Origin of the sequence: Lentzea pudingi (genome assembly GCF_014646255.1) — a bacterium.
Classification (GTDB): Bacteria; Actinomycetota; Actinomycetes; order Mycobacteriales; family Pseudonocardiaceae; genus Lentzea; species Lentzea pudingi.
The window spans coordinates 601,685-622,017 of record NZ_BMNC01000003.1 but is presented as its reverse complement, the minus strand read 5'-3'; the positions used below and the strand labels follow the sequence as shown (position 1 = coordinate 622,017).

At 69.2% G+C, this 20,333-nt stretch carries 10 protein-coding genes; 9 read left to right on the top strand and 1 reads right to left on the bottom strand.

What is annotated here, in order from left to right:
* Nucleotides 1–24: 24 nt before the first annotated feature.
* From IEY88_RS13785 to IEY88_RS13755, 7 genes are read left to right on the top strand one after another with little or no spacing between them, the layout of a single operon-like run.
* On the top strand, nucleotides 25–7,836 hold the full coding sequence (locus IEY88_RS13785) for a non-ribosomal peptide synthetase (RefSeq protein ID WP_189155083.1): 7,812 nt from the start codon (nucleotides 25–27) through the stop codon (nucleotides 7,834–7,836).
* Nucleotides 7,829–8,047: an MbtH family protein gene (locus tag IEY88_RS13780; protein WP_189155082.1), complete on the top strand. Its 219-nt coding sequence runs from the start codon at nucleotides 7,829–7,831 to the stop codon at nucleotides 8,045–8,047. The genes IEY88_RS13785 and IEY88_RS13780 overlap by 8 nt, the downstream gene beginning before the upstream one ends.
* Before the next feature lie 8 nt (nucleotides 8,048–8,055).
* Nucleotides 8,056–9,186 (top strand): nucleotidyltransferase family protein, encoded by a 1,131-nt coding sequence (locus IEY88_RS13775; RefSeq protein WP_189155081.1) that lies wholly within the window; start codon nucleotides 8,056–8,058, stop codon nucleotides 9,184–9,186.
* Complete coding sequence (locus IEY88_RS13770) at nucleotides 9,183–10,127, top strand: ABC transporter ATP-binding protein (RefSeq protein ID WP_189155080.1); 945 nt, start codon at nucleotides 9,183–9,185, stop codon at nucleotides 10,125–10,127. The genes IEY88_RS13775 and IEY88_RS13770 overlap by 4 nt, the downstream gene beginning before the upstream one ends.
* Complete coding sequence (locus tag IEY88_RS13765) at nucleotides 10,124–10,894, top strand: ABC transporter permease (protein WP_189155079.1); 771 nt, start codon at nucleotides 10,124–10,126, stop codon at nucleotides 10,892–10,894. The genes IEY88_RS13770 and IEY88_RS13765 overlap by 4 nt, the downstream gene beginning before the upstream one ends.
* On the top strand, nucleotides 10,894–11,697 hold the full coding sequence (locus IEY88_RS13760) for an ABC transporter permease (protein WP_189155078.1): 804 nt from the start codon (nucleotides 10,894–10,896) through the stop codon (nucleotides 11,695–11,697). Before IEY88_RS13765 ends, IEY88_RS13760 begins: the two co-directional genes overlap by 1 nt.
* Before the next feature lie 20 nt (nucleotides 11,698–11,717).
* On the top strand, nucleotides 11,718–12,872 hold the full coding sequence (locus IEY88_RS13755; RefSeq protein ID WP_229693351.1) for a threonine synthase: 1,155 nt from the start codon (nucleotides 11,718–11,720) through the stop codon (nucleotides 12,870–12,872).
* A 1,004-nt stretch (nucleotides 12,873–13,876) separates the two neighbouring features.
* Here IEY88_RS13755 and IEY88_RS13750 read toward each other — a convergent pair.
* Entirely contained in the window at nucleotides 13,877–15,913 is a 2,037-nt protein-coding gene (locus IEY88_RS13750; RefSeq protein WP_189155076.1) for a hypothetical protein, read from the bottom strand.
* A 128-nt stretch (nucleotides 15,914–16,041) separates the two neighbouring features.
* Here IEY88_RS13750 and IEY88_RS13745 point away from each other — a divergent pair, with 128 nt between their 5' ends.
* Nucleotides 16,042–16,992: a hypothetical protein gene (locus tag IEY88_RS13745; protein ID WP_189155075.1), complete on the top strand. Its 951-nt coding sequence runs from the start codon at nucleotides 16,042–16,044 to the stop codon at nucleotides 16,990–16,992.
* The gene (locus tag IEY88_RS13740; protein ID WP_189155074.1) at nucleotides 16,985–20,320 is read left to right on the top strand and encodes a CHAT domain-containing protein; all 3,336 of its coding nucleotides are present in this window, start codon (nucleotides 16,985–16,987) and stop codon (nucleotides 20,318–20,320) included. The genes IEY88_RS13745 and IEY88_RS13740 overlap by 8 nt, the downstream gene beginning before the upstream one ends.
* The last annotated feature ends 13 nt before the right edge of the window (nucleotides 20,321–20,333 follow it).

Genomic DNA, 20,333 nt, shown 5'->3' with positions numbered 1-20,333 from the left:
CGCGGCAGAACCACCGGGGGGATCATGAAGAACAGTTCAACACCGTTGTCGTCCGGCCAGGAGCGCCTCTGGCTGGTGCAACAGCTCGATCGCGACAGCGCCGCTTACAACGTGCCCATCGCATTGCGCTTCCGCGACGGCATCGACTTCGAGGTGCTCGACCGGGCGCTCGCAGCGCTCGTCGAACGCCATTCCGCGCTGGCCGGCGTGTTCGTCGAGGACGAGGCGGGCGCGCCGGTCACGCGCCCGGTGCCGGGCTTCCGCGTGCCGGTGGAACGCCGGGTCGCCGAGGACGCCGAGGAGGGTTGGCGCCCGCACGGGGAACAGTTGGCCGCCGAGCCGTTCGACCTCGCGGCGGCTCCGCCTGTGCGCGCGCTGGTGGTCGAGTGCGGCGACGGCTCGGCCGTGCTGTGCCTGGTCGTCCACCACATCGTCATCGACGGCCGATCGATCAGGATTCTGATCAGGGACCTCATCGCCCTGTACAACGCGGAGCCACTGGTACCGCTGGAGTCGACCTACGCGGACTTCGTCGCGTGGCAGCGTTCCGTGGACGGCGCGGCCGTCGAGGCGCACGTTGACCATTGGCGGCGTGAGCTCGACGGGTTCGAGCCGCTGCGTCTGCCGCTGGACCGGCCGAGGTCCGCCGACGCCGGATTCGCGGGCGGCCACGTCGACTTCGCGTTGTCGGCTGAGCTCACCGCGACTTTGAGCGCGCTCGCCCTGCGCAACCGCTGCACGTTCTCCAGCGCCGTGGCCGCGGTGTTCCAGGCGCTGCTGTCCCTCCACTCCGGACAGCAGGACGTCACGACCGGATCGGTGCTGTCCGGCCGCGATGACGCCCGGTTCGCCGACGTCGTCGGGTTCTTCGTGAACACCGTCGTGTTGCGCACCCGCATCGGCCCGGAGACGTGCTTGCGGGACCTGCTCAAGCTCGCGCACCTCAAGGTGACCGCGGCGCACGTTCATCAGCAGGCGCCGTTCGACCAGGTCGTCGCCGCCGTCCAGCCGGACAGGGAACCGGGGAGCAACGCGATCTTCGACGTGGTGTTCGTGCACCACGGTGAAACCTCGGCCCTCACCGAGGGCGGTATCAGCCGCGTGCCGTGGACCGCCGCGGCCACCCGGTTCGACCTGGAGCTGAGCACCCACGTGAGGCGGCACCAGCTGCACGGCACGCTCACGTTCCGGTCCGGCCTGTTCCACCGCGCCACCGCCGTCCGGCTCACCGAACGGTTCGTCACGCTCGTGGAGCAGGGCCTCCTGCAGCCGGACGTGCCCATCTCCCAGCTCGACCTGATCTCTGCGGACGAGCTCGCGCGCACCGAGGCGAGGTGGCACTCCTCCCGCCGGGCCGTGGCCGGGGAGACGGTCGCCGCGCTCTTCGAGGCGCAGGTCGAGCGGACGCCCGACGCGATCGCCGTTGTCACACGAGGAGAACGCTTCACTTACGCGCAGTTGGACGAGAGGGCGAACCGGCTGGCCCACGCTCTCATAGCGGCCGGCGCCGGCGCCGAGGACGTGATCGGGGTGTTGGCGGAACGCGGATCGGACGTGCTGACGGCGTTCGTCGCGATTCTGAAGACCGGCGCCGCCTATCTGCCGCTGGCGACCGATGATCCGGCCGTCCGGACCCAGGCTCTCCTGCGCGAGGCCGGGGCACGCCTGGCGCTGTCCGACGAGACCTCGCGCGAGTTCGACGACGTCGTCCTCATGGGGTTCGGCGGGGAGGGGTTCCCCGTGCACGCCCCCCGGCAGAACGTGCACCCCGACCAGCTCGCCTATGTGATGTACACGTCGGGCTCGACCGGCGAGCCCAAGGGTGTGGCCGTCAGCCACCGGCAGGTGGCCGAACTGGCACTGGACCGCGGGTGGACCGAAGCCACCCGACGCGTGTTGCACCACTCGCCGCACACGTTCGATGCAGCGACGTTCGAGATCTGGGTCCCGCTGTTGTCCGGCGGGTGTGTCGTGCTCGCCGCGCCGGGGCGGCTCGACGCCGCGGAGTTCGAACGCCTGGTGCGTCAGGAGTCTGTGACGTGCGCCTGGCTGACCGCGGGCCTGTTCCGCGTCTTCGCCGACGAGCGTCCCGGCGCGTTCGCCGGTCTGCGGGAGGTGTGGACCGGCGGCGACGTCGTCCCGCCCGACGCCGTCGCCGAGGTTCTGCGGCGCCACCGGCATCTCGTGGTCGTCAACGGCTACGGCCCGACCGAGACCACCACCTTCGCCACCACCCACCGCGTGCGGGAGATCGATCCAGCCGCGGGCGCGATCCCGATCGGCACGCCGCTCGACAACACCAGGTGCCACGTCCTGAACAACAACCTGCGGCCCGTCCCGGAGGGTGTGGCCGGTGAGCTGTTCATCGCGGGCACCGGGGTCGGGCGGGGCTACCTCGGCCGTCCCGACCTCACTGCCACGCGGTTCGTCGCGGATCCGGCCGGCCCGCCGGGCGCCCGGATGTACCGCAGCGGTGACCTGGCTCGTTGGCGCTCCGACGGCGTGCTGGAGTTCCTCGGGCGGGCCGACGGTCAGGTGAAGATCCGCGGCTACCGCGTGGAGACCGGCGAGGTCGAACACGCGCTGGCTTCCCTCCCCGGCATCCGCCAGGCGGTTGTGGTGGCGCACGGCGACAGCGACAAGGTCCTCGTCGCCTACGTCGTACCCGAGTCGGCACACGGTCTGAGCGAGAAGTCGCTGCGCGACTCGCTCGGCGAGGTCCTGCCGGGCCATCTCGTCCCGTCGGCGTTCGTCTTGCTGGACCAGGTGCCGGTCACCCCGAACGGCAAGGTGGACCGTCGCGCGCTTCCGGAACCCAGCAGGCGTGGCCGCACCGCCGGTCGAGCACCTCGCTCCGTGCGCGAAGAGCTGCTGTGCACGCTCTTCGCTGAGCTCCTCGGCGAAGAGGCCGTCGGCGTCGACGACGACTTCTTCGCGCTGGGCGGGCACTCGCTGCTCGCCGCCAGACTGGTGAACCGGGTGCGCGTCCTGTTCGACGCCGGCCTGTCAGTGCGTGACATCTTCGAGAACACCACGCCGGCAAGGCTCGCCGCCGTACTCGACCACGCGGCAATGGCGCGTCCAGCGGTGACGGTGAGGCCGAGGCCGCCGCGGGTCCCGCTGTCATCGGCACAGCAGCGGCTGTGGTTCATCCACCAGGCCCAAGGACCGAACCCCACCTACAACATCCCTGTGGCGCAGCGTCTCCGCGGATGGCTCGACGCGGAGGCGCTGCGAGCGGCGCTGCTCGACGTCGTCGACCGCCACGAGTCGCTCCGCACGGTGTTCCCGGCCGAGAACGGCACACCGCACCAGGTGGTCCTACCACTGTCCGAAGTGGACTCCGAACGTCTCTGGGGCGTCGTCGACGTCACCGAGGCCGTTCTGCAGCAGGCACTCGATGTGGCGGCGAGGCACTCGTTCGACCTCAGGTCCGACGTGCCAGTGCAGGCCCGGCTGTTCCGCCTGAGCCCCGACGATCACGTGCTGCTGGTGCTGATCCACCACATCGCGGGTGACGGCTGGTCGATCGGCCCGTTCCACCGCGATCTGGCCACGGCGTACCAGGCCAGGACTGCCGGCCGGAAGCCTGCCTGGAGCCCGTTGCCCGTGCAGTACGCCGACTTCAGCCTGTGGGAGAGGGACGTCCTCGGAGAGCACGCGGAGAGCGCCGCTCAGGCGAGGTACTGGAGCGACCAGCTCGCCGGCCTCCCGGTCGAGCTCGCGCTGCCGGTCGACCGCCGCCGGGGTACCGATGTCACGAGCGACGGTGACCGCGTCCCCGTCGACATCGACCCCGAACTGCACGGCGTGCTGCGCGACCTCGCCGTGCGCCGGCAGGCGAGCCTCTGCATGGTGTTGCAGGCCGGTCTCGCGGTCCTGCTCTCCAAGCTCGGTGGTGGAACGGACATCCCCCTCGGCGGTGTGGTGGCCGGCCGGTCCGACGAGGCGCTGACCGATCTGATCGGGTTCTTCGTGAACGCCCAGGTGCTGCGCTACGACCTGAGCGGCACGCCGACGTTCGGCGAAGTGATCTCCGAGGTCCGGCGGACCAACCTCGCCGCCTACCACCACCAGGACCTCGCCTTCGAACGCGTCGTCGAGATCGTCTCCCCGCCACGCATGCTGACCAGGCACCCGCTCTTCCAGGTGGTGCTCGCGTTCCAGGCGAGCTCGGACACCGCGTTCGTGGTCGACGGACTCACCGCGGAGCCGATGCAGGCGCACGTGCGCACCGCGAAGTTCGACCTGAACTTCAGCTTCAGCGAGAGGACGGACCGCGACGGCGCTCCCCTGGGCCTGCGCGGGGTGCTCGAGTACGACACCAGCCTCTTCGACCAGGCGACCGCCGAAAGGATCTCCGGGCTGCTGGTTGGCCTGCTGGGTGCGCTGGCTCGCCACGCGGACCTGCCGGTGCACCACGCGGACATGGGGCACGCCGCGGACGCACAGTTGCTACAAGCGTGGAACGACACGGCGGTCGACGTGCCACCGTCGACTCTCGTCGAGCTGATCGAACGGCAGGTCGCGCGCACACCGGACGCCGACGCCGTCCTGTTCGAGGACGAGCGGCTCTCCTTCGCCGAACTGGACTCGCGCGCGAATCGTCTCGCCTCGCTCCTGGTCGATCGCGGAGCAGGGCCGGAGCGGTTCGTGGGCGTCGCACTGCCGCGCTCCGTCGACCTCGTCGTGACGTTGGTGGCCGTGCTGAAGGCGGGAGCGGCGTACCTGCCGATCGAGACCGGCCAGCCGGTGGACCGAGTCGCGATGCTGCTGGAGGAATCGACTCCGATCGCTGTCGTGGCCAGGCGTGACACGGCTGGCGACGTGCCTCGCGACGCACCGCTGGTGGTGATCGACGACGAGCACGTGGTCGCCGCACTGGCCGCGAGCACGGGGAATCCGCGACGAGAACCGTTGTCACCCCAGCACCCAGCCTACTTGATCTACACGTCCGGCTCGACCGGACGTCCCAAGGGTGTGCTCGTCTCCCACGAGGCGATCGTCAACCGGCTCGAGTGGATGCAGGCGAAGTTCGGCCTGGCGTCGGACGACCGGGTGCTGCAGAAGACCCCCTTCGGCTTCGACGTGTCCGTGTGGGAGTTCTTCTGGCCGCTGATCACAGGTGCCGCGCTCGTGGTCGCCCGACCGGACGGGCATCGCGACCCGGACTACCTGGCAACCCTGATCCGCACCGAGGGCGTGACGACCGTCCACTTCGTACCGTCCATGCTGCAGGCCTTCCTGTCCGGCCGGGGCGCTGCGGGGTGCACCGGGTTGCGTCGCGTCATCTGCAGCGGTGAGGCTCTGCCCGCGGCGCTGGCCGATCGGTTCCACGAGATCCTCCCGGTCCCCCTGCACAACCTGTACGGACCGACCGAGGCGGCCGTCGACGTGACGAGCTGGGACTGCGAGCCAGGTTCGGACCGCGCGTCGATCCCCATCGGCGCGCCGGTGTGGAACACCCGCACACACGTTCTCGACCCGTTGCTGCGCCCCGTGCCGATAGGTGTCCAGGGCGAGCTCTACCTCTCGGGGGTGCAGGTGGCGCGGGGCTATGTCGGCAAGCCAGACCTGACCGCCGAACGGTTCGTCGCCGATCCCTTCGGGCCGCCCGGTTCCCGCATGTACCGGACCGGCGATGTCGCCCGGTGGACGTCCGGTGGCGCGTTGGAGTACCTCGGCCGCACCGACGACCAGGTGAAGATCCGGGGCATGCGCGTCGAGCCGGAGGAAATCAGCGCGGTGCTGAGCGCGCATGAGGCCGTGGAACACGCGGTGGTCGTGCCGCGAGACAACAGGCTCGTCGCCTACGTGGTTCCCGACGCCGTGAACGCCGGCGCGGTCCGCGACCTGCTGGCCCTGTCCAGGACGGGCGAGCTCGACGGCCTGCCGTCGCGCGAGCTGCCCAACGGCATGGTCGTGCTGGGGCGCAACAACGCGGAGATCGAGTTCCTGCACCAGGAGATCTTCGAACGCCGCGAATACCTCAGGTACGGGATCACGTTGCCAGACGATGCGGTCGTGTTCGACATCGGCGCCCACGTCGGTCTCTTCTCCCTCTTCGTCGCGCACCACGCGCCGGACGCGACGATCTACGCGTTCGAGCCGATCCCGGACCTCGCCCGCGAGCTGCGGCTCAACACGGCGGTGAACGGCGTGCGGGCGCACCTGTTCGAATGCGGTGTCGGTCAGACGGCCGGTGAGGCGACGTTCACCTACTACCCGCAGCTGTCCATGCTGTCGGGCCGGTTCGGATCGGAGTCCGAGGAACGCGCGGTCGTCGACGCCTACGCCTTGCGGGACGCGGAGGAGGACGTCACCGCGCTGGTCGGCGACCTGGTGACCGAACGCCTCCGGGACCGGCGAGAGCTCGTCTGCTCACTGCGGGCCGTGTCGGACGTCATCGCCGAGCACCAGGTCGAGCGGATCGACCTGCTGAAGGTGGACGCCGAGAAGAGCGAGCTCGAAGTGCTGCGCGGCGTACGGGACGAACACTGGCCGATCATCCGGCAGGTCGTCGCGGAGGTGCACGACCAGGGCGACCGGGTCGACACCATCACGGAGTTGCTGGCCGGCAAGGGTTTCGTCGTGCACGTCGAAGCCGCCGACCCGCTGGCCGACAGCGGGCTGGTCAACATCTTCGCCGTCAACGAGCCTCGCCCGGCGGCGACCGGTGTGGCACGCCCTCGTGCGGCCGGCACCCGTGCGCTCACGGCAGAGCTCAAGGGGGCGGCCCGGACCCGGCTTCCGGAACACATGGTGCCGGACGACGTCGTCTTCCTGGAGGCACTCCCGCTCTCCCGCAACGGAAAGCTGGACCGCAAGGCGCTCCCCGCACCTCAGCGCCGTCCCTCGTCGTCCAGCCGCGGCCCGGCGAACCCGGTGGAGGAGCGACTGTGTGGACTGTTCGCGGAAGCCGTCGGGCTCGAGCACGTCGGGGTGGACGACGACTTCTTCGACATCGGTGGCCACTCGCTGCTCGCCGCACGGCTGGTCGGTGAGATCAAGTCCGCTCTCGCGGTCTCCCTGTCCATCGGCCACGTCTTCCAGGCGCCGACCGTCGCACGACTGGCCGCCCTGATCGACGGCGGACAGCTGACGGCGACCCACGACGTCCTGCTGCCGATCAGGGAGAGCGGCGACGGGTCACCCGTGTTCTTCTTCCATCCTGGAATCGGGCTGAGCTGGTGTTACGCCGGGTTCGCGAAGCACCTGCGAGGCCTGCCGATCTACGGTCTGCAGGCAAGGGCGGCGTCCGATGTGACACTGCTCGCGCCGTCTCTGGCGCACATGGCGCGGGACTACCTGGAACAGATCCTGGTCGCGCAGCCGGAAGGGCCCTACCGGTTGGTGGGGTGGTCCTTCGGCGGCAACGTCGCCCACACCGTCGCGTCGATGCTGCGCGAAGCGGGTCACGAGGTCGAGCTCCTCGCCGTGATCGACGGCTATCCGTACGCGGGCAGGGCGACACGTTCTCCGGGGAGGCCGAGCACGCCGGACCTGGCGATGGTGCGGAGCCGGCACCTCGACGGCACCGCGCTGTCCGAAGTGGATGACGAACGCGCGGCCGAGCTGGCCGAGGTGCTGGCGCACAACACGGGACTCGCACAGGAGCACAAGCCGCCGCTGTTCGACGGTGACGTGCTGTTCTTCGGCGCCGCCGGGCATCGCGACGCCGCCGAGCTGAAACCCGGCGCCTGGCAGCCCTTCGTCACAGGAACCGTGCGCGTGCACGTCGTCGAGGCCGCGCACCACGAGATGTTGCGGCCGGAACCGCTGGCATCGATGGCAGCGGTGATCTCTGGAGAGCTGGGGAGGACTGGGCGTGTCTGAATTGTTCGACGACCCGGACGGGGAGTTCGTCGTGCTGGTCAACAACGAGTTCCAGCACTCGCTGTGGCCCGCGGTCATACCGGTGCCCGACGGGTGGACCGCGGTCAGCGGGCCGGCGGCCAGGTCGTCCTGCCTCGAAGAGATCCGCGCTCGGTGGACCGACATGCGTCCCGCAAGCCTGCGCGCGCAAATGGAAGCGACTAGGAGTTGAGGATCATCATGACTGAACCGTCGTGGTCTCCAGAGATCGAGCTGGCACTGCTGTTGTCCACGCCCTCGCTCGACGATGGCGGGCGCAACCGGGTGCGCGAGCTGGTCGGTAGTCACCTCGACTGGAACCAGGTCCTGGGCATCCTCACGCTGCACCGCACTGCGGGCGTCGCGTGGCGCAACGTCCTGGACCTCGGGTTCGAGGGCATGAAGTCGTTCCGGCCGGAGTACGTCCTGCGCAGCCTCGAGCTGACCCACAAGGCGCAGACCATGTACGGCATCGACCAGCTGACTCACACCACCCGGCTGATGCGCGCGTTCGACCGCGACGGCATCCGTTGCGCGGTGCTCAAGGGTGCGGCGGTGGCCAGGATGGGCTACCGCGACCCCGGCATGCGGCTGTTCGGTGACAACGACATCCTGTTCCACCGCAGCGACCTGGCCGGTGTCGCCAAGATCATGAAGGAGTTCGGTTACCAGCAGGGCTGGTGGGACGTGCCGAACGAGACGATCATCCCGGCCAAGCGCAGCGAGATCCTGCTGCATTCCGTGCACGCGCACGAGACGTTTCCCTACATCAAGGTCATACCGGACGCGCTCATCGCCGGCTCGCACACAGCGGACGTGCACTTCTCGGTGGACTTGCTGACCAACAACAACACAGACGACATCGTCGACGAGTTGCTGTCGCGCCGCATCGAGATCGAGGGTCTCGACGGTTCCCCGCTGTGGACGCTCCACCAGGACGACATGTTCGCGTTCGTCAGCGTCCACTACGAGCGCGAGGCCACTCACATCAGCGAGGTCGACACGACGAAGGACCTGTTGCTGTACAAGCTGATCGACCTGCTGGGAATGTTGAGCAACCCGGCGCTGCCGATCGACCTGACGGCCGTCGTCAAGCGCGCGCGAGAAGTCAACATGGCACGGGAGCTGTGTTTCGCGCTCCACCACCTCGACGTCATGTTCCCCGGCAGGGTCCCCCAGGACGTGCTCGACGCGCTGGCACCGGACGCGTCCGACATCGACGAGGTGCGAGACCACAAGGGCCCGGTGCACACCTGGCGGTCCTCGCTGCGGGAGCGGTTCTTCAACACCCGCAGGCAGCTGGAGATCGCGGGCATCGGGGACCCTGCGTGACCGCCGTCGAGGTGCGGCACCTCCGACGGACCTACACCCGCCGGAAGAAGGAGCCGCGGACCGCGCTGGACGACCTGAACCTCGTTGTGGAGACCGGCGAGGTGCACGGACTCCTCGGTCCCAACGGCGCGGGCAAGACAACCCTGTGCAAGATCCTCAGCACCGTGCTGCTGCCGACGTCCGGCACCGCCAGGGTGGACGGGTTCGACGTCGTCGAGCAGACCGACGAGGTCCGGCGCGCCGTCGGCATCGTCTTCGGCGGAGAGCGGGGTCTCTACACCCGGCTGACCGCGCGGCAGAACCTCCTGTACTGGTCCGCGCTCTACCGCCAGCCCACGAAGGTCGGCCGCAAGCGCGTGGAGGAACTGCTCGAACGCCTCGGTCTGCAGGAGCGCGCCGACGAGCCCGTTGAGACGTTCTCCCGCGGGATGAAGCAGCGCCTCCACCTCGCCCGGGGCCTGGTCGGCACACCGCGGGTCCTCATCCTCGACGAGCCGACCGTGGGCATGGATCCTGTGGCCGCCAGGGACTTCCGCGCCTTGGTCGTGGAACTGCGGGGAGAAGGGCACTCGATCCTGCTCACCACCCACGACATGGCCGAGGCCGAGGAGTTGTGCGACCGCGTCTCGCTCATGGACGGCGGCCGGCTGATCGCGACCGAGGACCCCAAGACCATCGGCAGCTGGCTGTCCCGTTTCGAGCGCGTGCGGGCGGAGGGGGTCTCACCCGAACTCGCGGCACGGTTGCGCGACCTCCCCGGTGTCGCGGCCGTCGAGTCACGGGGAGATCAGATCGTCGTGGAGGTCGAGGAGGCCGGCGCGACCGGCGAGGCCCTCAGACTCCTGGTGGAGGCCGGTGTCACGAGTCTCGCCACCACGAGGCCGACGTTGGAGGAGGTCTACCTGCAGGCGATCGGCGATCGGGGGCTGGGCGTCCGATGATCGCACTGTTCTGGGCATCCGTGCGGTTCCAGCTCCAGGTGCTGCGCCGGTCGCCCGACTACCTCATGGCGGTGGTGACGATCCCGTTGCTGGCCATCGCCTTCCTCGCGATCATGAAGAACGCGGGACGGGCCGACCTCGCCCCGTACGCGGTGCTGGGCTCGACGTTGATGACCGTCTGGGCGACGGCGCTGTTCGTGTCCGGCGAGTTGATCGAGTCCGAACGCACGCAGGGCACGCTGGAAGGTGTTCTCGCTGCGCCCGTGCAGTACCAGGTGCTCGTGCTGGGCCGCATCTCGATCGTGACCGTGCTGAGCTTCTTCGGGCTCGCCGAGAGCATCGTGGTGGCCTGGCTCGTGTTCGGCTACCTGATCGCGGTGCCCCATCTCGGCCTGTTGCTGCTCACCTTGCTGTGCACCGCCTTCGCCATGGTCGGGACAGCGTCGATCATGGCGGGGCTCTTCGTACTGGCCCGCTCGGCACGCATCTTCCAGAACTCGCTGTCGTACCCGTTCTACGTCCTCGGCGGCACGGTCGTGCCGATCGCATTGCTGCCCGGTTGGCTCCAACCCGTGTCGAAGATCGTGTTCCTGTCGTGGGCGTCCGATCTTCTCCGGGACTGCCTCGCACCCACGCCACCCCGGGACGTCCTGTTCCGGCTGACCATGATCCTCGTCCTCGGCGCGGTGGCGTTCGCGATCGGCCACCTGCTCACGAAGAAGATTCTGCGTCGAGTGCGCCAGACTGGATCGGCGGGATACGCCTGATGACTGTGCTCCGCAACAACGCCCGTGTCCTGCGGTACGCCTTCACCAGCGCCATGGCGGACATGCGGGCGACCTACACCTGGAAGTCCTGGACGTTCGCCTGGCTGGCGCGCATCCTCTGCCAGGTAACGCTGTTCGCTCTGATCGGCAAGCTGCTGGGCAGTCCCGAGCAGGTCGAGTACCTGGTGGTCGGCAACTCCGTGTTCATCGTCGCCGACATCGTGATGATGGTGTGCGCGACCACCGCCTGGGAACGCCTGGCGGGCACGTTGCCTCTCCTGGTGAGCTGCCCGAGCACGCCGTTCGTGGTCTTCGCTGGCCGCAGCGTGCAATGGCTCGTCGACGGGCTGGCGTGCAGCACTGTCTCGTTGTTGCTGCTGGCGCCGGTGCTCGGGGTTTCGCTGCCGTTGGGCGCGGCGCTGACGGCGGTCCCGATGATCGCCGTGATCTCCGTGAGCGTCTACTTCTTCGGCCTCACGCTCGCCGGTCTGGCGCTGCGCGTCATGAAGGCCCGCAACCTCGTCGGCCGACTGGGCAGCATCGGCCTCATGGTGCTTACCGGCGTGCAGGTTCCCGTGACGTTCTGGCCGGTGCCTGTCCAGTACATGTCGAACGTCCTTCCTCTGACCCACGGTCTGCACGCGGTGCGCGAGCACCTGCACGGCGCACCGCTTCCCAGGGTTCTCGCCCTGCTCAGCCTGGAGGTCGCGGTCGGCACGGCATGGACGGTCATCGCTTTCTTCACCTATCGCCGGCTCGTGAACAGCGGCAGGCACGACGGCACGATCGAGTTCGGAGGATGACGACCGTGGGAAGAGCGACCGTGGCCAGGAACGATCACGGAGACGACCTTCTGACGTACGACTACGGGCCGGACCTGCTGCCGGCGCCCGGTGGTCCACTCGACATGTGGCGCTACCGCGACCTGCTGCCGATCGGGACCGGGTCCGTCCGCTACCCGCTCGCGGTCGGGGGCAGTCCGCTGTTGTGCTCGCCGGAACTCGCCGACCAGGCGGGGATCGAACGCCTGTGGGTGAAGGACGAGACCCACGGGCCTAGCGCGTCCAACAAGGACAGGGCGACCGCGCTGGTCCTGGAGTCAGGCCTGCGGTCGGGTGCGTCCGTGATCACGACGTCGTCGACGGGCAACGCCGCGATCGCGACCGCGATCGGCGCCGCAGCGTGCGGCGTGCGTGCCGTGATCTTCGTGCCCGACGATTGCATGCCGTCGAAGGTGGAGTTGATGCGCCGCTGTGGCGCCGTCGTCTTCCGCGTGCGCCAGGGCTACCGGGCCGCGTTCGAACTGTCCCGGCAAGCGTCGGCGGAGCTCGGCTGGCTCGACCGCAACACCGGCGTCAACCCGTTGACCCTCGAAGGCAAGAAAACTGTCGCCTTCGAGGTGTGGGAACAGCTTGGTCGCCGCGCGCCGGACGTCGTCATCCTCCCGGTCGGGGACGGACCGACTCTCGTGGGATTCGCCAAGGGATTCAACGAACTCCGGGCCTGCGGCGCCGTGCCTCGTGTTCCGCGCGTCATCGGCGTTCAGGCCACCGCATGCCAACCGCTGGTGCGCGCGTGGCGCAACGAACCGCCCGCGCCCGAAGACCCCGCCGGCACCGCGGCCGACGGCATAGCGGTGCCCGTCCCGTCGATCGGCGGGTGGACGGTCGACGAGGTCCGGCGGACCGGAGGCGCCTTCGTCGCGGTGAGCGAGGACGAACTGCGGGCCGCAGGCCGGATCCTGGCCGGGTGCGGTGTCGACTCCGAGCCGGCGGGTGCGGCCTCCTACGCCGGACTTCGGCGAGCGGTGCGCGACTCGCTCGTCGCCTCCAACGAGGAGGTCGTCGTCCTGGTGACCGGTCGCGAGGTCTCGCTGACCCCGGCCTCGGCCTCGAACGGAGCCGTGTTCACCATCGACGCCGACCTGGGCGAAGTGCTGAGCAGGATGGGAGGGGTGGACCTGCCGTTGCCGACCTGAGTCCGGTCTCGTACTGCCAGCAGAAGCACCCCACCGATGTTCGCCTATGAGCGCTCAGACAGAGTCAGCCGTGCCGCCGATGGCCCCTTCTCCGTCCGCCTTCGAATCGAGCTGTCCCTTTTCCTGCGGGTTCGAATATCTGCAGCTGGCGGCTGCCAAGCACAACGTGTGAGGAACATTCGACGTGATCACCGCGCGATAGATCCTGCTGCGCGGAGCGGGGACCTGTGGGGTGCCAAACGAGGCTTGATGGTCTGACCTGATCCTCAGGTCGCCGCAGGGTCGTGCTCGTTGATCAAGCCGCCGAGTACTCGCCGACGACGAACGGCCCTACAACCTGACTCTGTGAGCGGGTAATCGGGTCGTTGTGGAACGTGGTCCCGCGCTCGGTGTGGCCGTCGGTGGTTGTAGTGAGAACACGCAAACCGCGCAAGCTTGCTGCGCGCGGGAACTCAAGTCTCCCCTCGGAAATGGAAGTTGATCGAACGTCTGGACGGGCACGAGCAGCTCGTAGCGAACGACCCCAGGCATGGTGGCCGGTCGTAGCGATAAGTCGTCCAATCTAAGAACAAAGAGTAAAAAACGTAAATCAACTCGCAACCGAAGAACCGCTCGTCCGACCATTGCAGATTCCCAGACTCCGGGTCAACCCTATCATCCGAATCGTCGTTGACAACGTTACGTGCGAGGCGCGCTACACCGGACTAGCGCATTTGTTTGCACTATCACCGCAGTTCAACAATGGTTGGTCATATAGGGACAGTATTCCATACGTAACGGCATACGGGTGCAGTTGCTATGTGTAATGCGTGACTCCGCCGCTGTCGACGACGAGCAGGCACGGGCAGGCGACATCGCCGCCCGCGCCCGCTTCAAATGGTGCGTCTCACCTTTGCACCGACTCGTCACCGCTTGCTGTCATCTCCGTTGCCGCCTCCGGACATCGTCAATCACCTCCACCCGGACATGGCGGCCCGGAAGGCGACTCAGACGATCGTCAGCGCTCAGGCACGCGCCCTGGCTGCGGTGACGCGGTTGCGCAGTCCCACGACTTTCACGTGGTAGCGGGACCTCTCGACCTGCCCGTCGGTGTTCTCCTTCAACCACAGCTCGATGAGCTGCACGAGCTCGTCAGCGCGACGCAGAGCCGCCGCGCTGTCGGTGGGGACGTCGTGCTCGACCGCGAGCAGCAGGACCGGCGCCGCCCTCAGTGCGAACAGGCAGTCGTCCAGCCTCGGGTGCAGCTTGCCCTGTGCGAACCGGCGGTCGGCCAAGACGTTGCCCACCCACTCAAACGCCTGCGCGATCCACTGCAATGCCTCGTCCTCGGCACCCGCGGCCAGCAGGACCTCGGCCAGCGCGGCGGCCGTCTCGGCGGCGAGGTACCAGCTGCGGGCGATCGGGCGGATGTCCCTGTCCCGGTTGTACAACCGGGACCTGCCCGGGATCACCGCCTTGGCGAACAGGTGCAGCGCCGCACGCAGATCCGCTTCGCTGTCCCGGTTGCCGCCGAGGAAGGCCGCGTAGTTGTGCAGCTGGAAGCTCAGGCCGGTGCGATCCACGTCCGGGTTGAAGACGTCCACCTCGACGGCGTCGGCGAACGCGCGCCAGTAGCGGTGCACCGCCTCGGTCAGCACGGCCTGGTCCCCGGCCATCTCGCGCAACTGGAAGAGCTCGACGCACACGACCACCAGCACGTCCGCGAGCATGCCGCGGTCCAGGACGGCGGAGACCAGGCAGTCGTCGGCGGCGCGGAGCAGCGCGGTCACGGTCTCGTGACCGGCGTGGCCGTCGTGCCGTTGGACGCTTGCCCGCTGCACCGCGACGCGCAGGCGCGTCTCCGGCACGATCGGATCGCCGGAGGGCAGGGTGCCGAGCAGTTCCTCGACGTCATCGAGCAAAGCAGCGAACTCGGGCCCGCACACCCACCTCGACGGCGCCAGCAATCCCATCTGACGCACGACGCCCATGGCTGCGAGCACCACCACACGGCGCGCGAGCACCGGGAGCGCGGCCACTTCGCGCGGTGCGGGCAGCCGCACGGGCTGCGCCATCGCGTCGCCGAGCGCGTCGGTGAACTCGTCGGAATGCGGCAGTTCGCCAGGTCCGTGAGCCCAGGCTTCGACGAGCTCACGAACCAGTCCGGACGAGGGCAGCATGGCCTCGGCGACCGCCTGACCGGGCTGACGTTCGCTGACCCACACGTGGCCGACGCTGTCCGGCGACCCCATGTCCGCGAGCAACCGCACCAGCAGTGCCGCCATCCGTTCACCGATGCTCGGCCCGCCGCCGAATGGCACCGCGTCGGATTCGTCGATCGGCAGCCCTCCGGCCGCGTCAAGCCGTTTGACCGCGATGCGGTCGATGAAGTCGAGGTCTGCCGGTCTCGTCACCGGGTCGGGCGGTGGCGGTGCCACCGCGCCCATCTCGCAACGGGCCTTGGCATTGCCCGCCAGCCGGTCCGCCCACGGGAACACCGGAGCGGTGAGCGACTCGCGCTGGATCGAGCGTGCCTTGACGGCCGCGAGGACCAGGGCCGGCTGCGAACGGTAGACCTCGACCGCAGTAGCCGCCCAGGCCGCGATCCACTGCACCGTGGGGAGTTCGCCGCCGTCCGCGCCACGCAGCAACGGCAGCCCGGCGGCGATCGCCGTGGTCACGGGGGCGAGGAGCACGTTCGTCGCGCTGAGCACCACCGCGGCCTTGGTGTCGGGACCGAAGCGGTTGACCGTCGCGGCCACGATCTCGTTCGGCAACGTCTTGCCACCGACGGCGAGCACGGCTCGGCCATGTTCGAGCCATTCGCCCTCGTGCGGTTGCCCGCGCAGCTCAGCCGCGGCAGCCCTCGTCGGCAGCGGAGCACCACGGGCGATTTCGGACACCGTGATGGTGGTGAAGTCGCAGACCCACGTCATGGGGCGGAAGGGGTTCGACTCGGAGGGCACGCCGAACAGCGCAGCGACCTTCCTGGCGAACCGGGCGGGCACCAGCTCGGCCCTCTTCTCGATCAGCCCAGGTACGACAGCGGGCAGCAACGCCATCACTCACTCCTATTCCACGGCACCGAAACACTCGCACACCCGCCGGTGGGGATCGCGTAGGCCGCACGTTCGTCACGGTTCAGCAACCCGTGTTCACATAGAAACTTCTGTTAGTGTAGGAAACTCTCATGATTTTGCCGCCGCAGACGTTCCTCCTTTCGGCCGAAGTCGTTCAGGTCACACTGGCCGAGCTGCACAAGCCCCGAACCGACCTGCACCGCAGCCACCTCGTCAGCCGGTGCGACATGACGCTCGCGATGCCCGGACTCCGCGTCGGGCGTGCCCAGCGGTCCGCCCTGTTCGAGTTGACCGGCGAGTGCGTATGTCGTGACCTGGTGGTGGACGTGTTGCAGATCGTCTGCGATTTCCTGACGGAACACGGTGCCGACCGCACCAACCTCATCGGGGCGGTGCGGTCCCACGTGCGCAAGCGGGTGGTCGACGTGTTCCGCGGCTACCGAGCCCACCAGGGCGCGCAGGTGAAACCGAAAACCGTGCGACACAACAGGTTCGGCCGCGCGCTACCCGACGAGGAGCACCGTGCGGTGCTGGGTCACCTGGCGGACGAGGCCGGCTACTCGTCGCCCTTACCCGGGCAGGCCTACCTGTTACGCAGGCTGGCCGAACGCTGTGCCAAGGAGTTCGACCAGCCCATCCCCTACTACCTCGAGCGCCTGCCCGCGATCCTGCGCACGGTCAAGTCGGTGTGCAGCGGCGGGCACCGCGTCAACGTCGGCACCCGCACCTCCCCGGAGTACGTGTCCTGGTACGACGCCTACATCGACCGACCGCTCGGCCGGCGCCCGGACGCGCACACGCAGCCGCTGGAGGACGACAGCGCCTGGACCTCCGGTGACCACGAGAACGCTCACAGCTCCGACGCGGTCGTCGTGGACGTGATCGCCACGGCCGTCGCCTCGGCGCCGTCCGGTGCGCAGCCCCAGGCCCTCCGCACCGCCGTGGTCCAGCTCGCCGACCGCGGGCTCGTCCCCCGGCACCAGGCCGCCTCACTGCTCGCGGACCAACTGCGGTTCGACGGGGCACTGGCCGAGGTTCGGGAGGTCATCGCCCATGTCTGAACCGATGCCCGAGCCACCGCCCGACGACCTTCGGCTGAACGCCGCACGGCTCGCGGAGTCGTTGCGGGCCGACGAGAACGCCGTGGACCCGGTGGATGCCGGGTCGACAGGGCTAGCACTGCTCGACCTGCTCGACGACGCCGAGGAGGCAGCGGAACCCCACGAGGTTCAGCGCGGCGTCGACCTGATCGATTTCGCGCTGCGCCACCTGCCCGGCCACCCCTGCGCTCACCTGTGGCGGTTCCGCTCCGCGGGCGCCCTCACCTACCTCGCTGAGCACACCGGATCCGAGGAACTGCTCGCCTCGGCGCTCTCGAACCTCGCGCTCGTGGCCGCGGACGCGAGCGCACCCGCGGACCTCGCCGAGTGGGCCGCGGTCGACACCGCCGAACTGACCAAGGTCCGGCTCGCCACCGGCGACTTCACCGCCGAGGAGGCAGGCCGGCTCCTCGATGCCCTCGCCGGTCACGCCGCCGTCGTGCACGACCGCGAAGAACTGCTGTCCTTCCAGCGAGAACTGGCGCTGGCACACCGCTGGGCCTACCCGCACACGCTCGACCTCGGCCATCTGGAGCACGCGGCGACCGGCCTCACAGCCGTCCTCGCCGAACTGCCCGAAGGAGACACGAGTCGTCCGGAGGCCTGGGAAGCGCTCGCACTCGTACAAGAGGAGCGCCACCGGCTCACCGGTGAGTTGCCCCTGCTCGACGCCGCGATCACCGCGGCGAGCGCGCTGCGCGATCTTGTGGCGGAGATGCCGGGTGTCCACCAGGCCAGAACACTGCTGGCGGGCCTGCTGTGCGTCCGGTACCTGGAACGCGACACGACCGACGACGCCGACGAGGCCCTCCGCGAGTACGACGCCGTGCTGGCCGTCGAGGAGCTCGACCCGGATCACGCGACCAATCACGGCGTCCTGAAGTGCCTGCGCGCGAACGACCGGGACGACGCCGACGGGCTTCTGGCCGGAGTGCGGGCGCTGACCGAGGTCGCCGACACCGCGGCAGGCCGCTCGGCCTGGGTGCTGAGCATGCTCGCCGACGCGCACGCCTCCCTCACCCGCCTGGTCGGCGCGGAGCACCTCTGGCCGGTGCTCGACTGGGCCGGTGCCGCTCTGGCCGTGGCAGGCGAGGAGCACGACGGAACCGTTCAGCTGAGGATCACCCGCTTCGAGGCGGCGGAGGCCGCGGCCGAGCAGTTCGGTGTCCACACCGTGCTGGCCCGCTACGACGTGCGCGACTGGCTGGCCGACGCAGAACGCGCGGTGCTGGACGCACCGCCGGACATCGACCAGCGGCTCCGCGCGCAGCTGACGATCAGGCTGCTGCTCCTGCGCACTCGGTGGATGGCCGAGCTGACGCGGCCGGACGACGACCTGGGCGTGGAGTTGCGGGACCTGTGCGACCTCGCCGACACGGTGCGGAAGAACATGCCGGACGCGGAGAACAACGCGCTCGCCGGTCTCGTCGCCTATCTGAGCTCGATCAACCGAGCGTACGTGGCGGGCGGGTCCGCCGATCCGCTGGAACTCGCCCTGATGACGCCCTTCTACGACTTGTTCCGCACGACCAGACCCGACTCCGAGGCCGACGCGGTCGGAGCGGAAATGATCGCGCTGACCCGCGCGTTGTCGGAGCGTCTCCGAGCCGGCCAGGACTTCCGTGCGCTGACGAGTGACTACATCGCACTGGCGTGGCGGGTCGACGCGCTCGCCCCCGGCGCGGAACGGGATCGGCTGCAGCACTCCGTGCGCCTGCTGTCCATGGGTTTCGGTACGCCGCGCAGCACCGCGCCGGAGGTCCCCGCGGAGGTTCTGAACCCCGTCTCCGACTTCGACTCCCTGTTCGGCAAGGCGGCTGAACTGCGGTCCGCGGTGATGGCGGGAGACGTGGACCGGGCGCTCGCGCTCCAGCAGGTCGTCGAGCAGTTCGCTGCCGACTCTCCGAAGGGATCTCCGCAGGAGCTCCTCGTGGGGATCGCCTCCGGCGTCGCCAGGGCCACGATGGTGAAGCTGCTGCCGACGCAGCCCGAAGCTCGCGACGAGGAGATGGCCTCGGCGGAAGCCGAGTGGTCGCGCTCCGGGCACCCGGAGGCGGCACTCGGGCTCGCCCGCCGGCTGCGCTCGCGGGGCCTTCCCGGTGACCGCGAGCGAAGCCGCGAACTCGGCCTGACCGCGGCCCACTCGAACGGCGAGCAGGTGACCGTGTGGTGCCTCGCCGACGAGGACGACGACGGCCTCGTGCGGGTGCTGGAAACCAGGAGAGCGATGGCGTTGGACATCGTTCCGCGCGGGTTCGGAACCGCCGAGGTGCAGTCCGCTCTTCGCGCCACCGGCACCGACGCGCTCATCTACCTCCTGCCGCGCAACGATCTCCACGTTGGCGTGGGTGTGGTCGTGCCTGCGGACAGACCGGTCCGCGTGACCCCGCTTCCTCTGCTGCGCGTCGAACGGATCTCCCGTTTCCGCAGGGCTCTCGAGACCTTCCAGGCGGACGCCAGAACGGCACCGCGCCGGCAGGTGTGGCGGGACGAGGTCACCGCGCTGTGCGCATGGGCTTGGGAGGTCGCCGGTCCGGTGTTCGAACCCTGGCAGGACGCACGGCTCGCACTGGTGCCAGTGGGCGAACTGGGTCGCGTGCCCTGGGAGGCGGCACACCGGGACGTGGACGGCCGGCGCCGGTTCCTGCTGCAGGACAACGAGATCACGCTGGTTCCCGCCGCTGCCGTGCTGTCCACTCACGTCGGCGGCACGGCCGTTCCCCCTCGGGCCGTGTTCGTCGGCAATCCAGGCAGGGACGCCGCCGCAGCCGCCGTGACGGCCGAGAGCATGCGCGACGAAAGCCGTTGTGGCGGTGTGTTCCTCGGCGGTCATGGTGGTCCACCACGACCGTGGCGGCAGTCGCCTGACGGCGCGGGTACGCCGGAGGAAGTGCTCGCCGCCATGGCGCACGGCCTCGACGTCCTGCATCTGGGCTGCCGCGCGACGTCCGAACTCGACGATCCCGGCAGGTCCGCGCTCACCTTGCACGGCGGTGACCTGGTGCCGCCACCAGCAGACGTGGGGCTGGTGACACTCCCGGACCACGTGCTGCGCGGGGACGTCCACGACGACGCCAAAACGTTGCCGGCGCGCTTCCTGGCCGGTGGAGCGCGGCACGTCCTCGCGGCCCGATGGCCGACCTCCGGTGACCTGGTGCGGCGCGTCCACCACCTGCTGGCGTCGGCGGACGGCAGCACTCCCGGTGCCGCTCTGCGCGAGGTGCAGCGAGAACTGCTCGAGCGGTCCGCCATAGACGAGTGGGCGGCAATCGCGCACCACGGAGGCTGAGGCACGCCGGGTC

Bases quoted from the DNA above. Each gene is read 5' to 3' on its own strand.
- IEY88_RS13775 (WP_189155081.1), top strand. From the start codon at position 8,056: ATGACTGAACCGTCGTGGTCTCCAGAGATCGAGCTGGCACTGCTGTTG.
- IEY88_RS13740 (WP_189155074.1), top strand. From the start codon at position 16,985: ATGTCTGAACCGATGCCCGAGCCACCGCCCGACGACCTTCGGCTGAAC.
- IEY88_RS13750 (WP_189155076.1), bottom strand. From the start codon at position 15,913: ATGGCGTTGCTGCCCGCTGTCGTACCTGGGCTGATCGAGAAGAGGGCC.
- IEY88_RS13765 (WP_189155079.1), top strand. From the start codon at position 10,124: ATGATCGCACTGTTCTGGGCATCCGTGCGGTTCCAGCTCCAGGTGCTG.
- IEY88_RS13760 (WP_189155078.1), top strand. From the start codon at position 10,894: ATGACTGTGCTCCGCAACAACGCCCGTGTCCTGCGGTACGCCTTCACC.
- IEY88_RS13745 (WP_189155075.1), top strand. From the start codon at position 16,042: ATGATTTTGCCGCCGCAGACGTTCCTCCTTTCGGCCGAAGTCGTTCAG.
- IEY88_RS13785 (WP_189155083.1), top strand. From the start codon at position 25: ATGAAGAACAGTTCAACACCGTTGTCGTCCGGCCAGGAGCGCCTCTGG.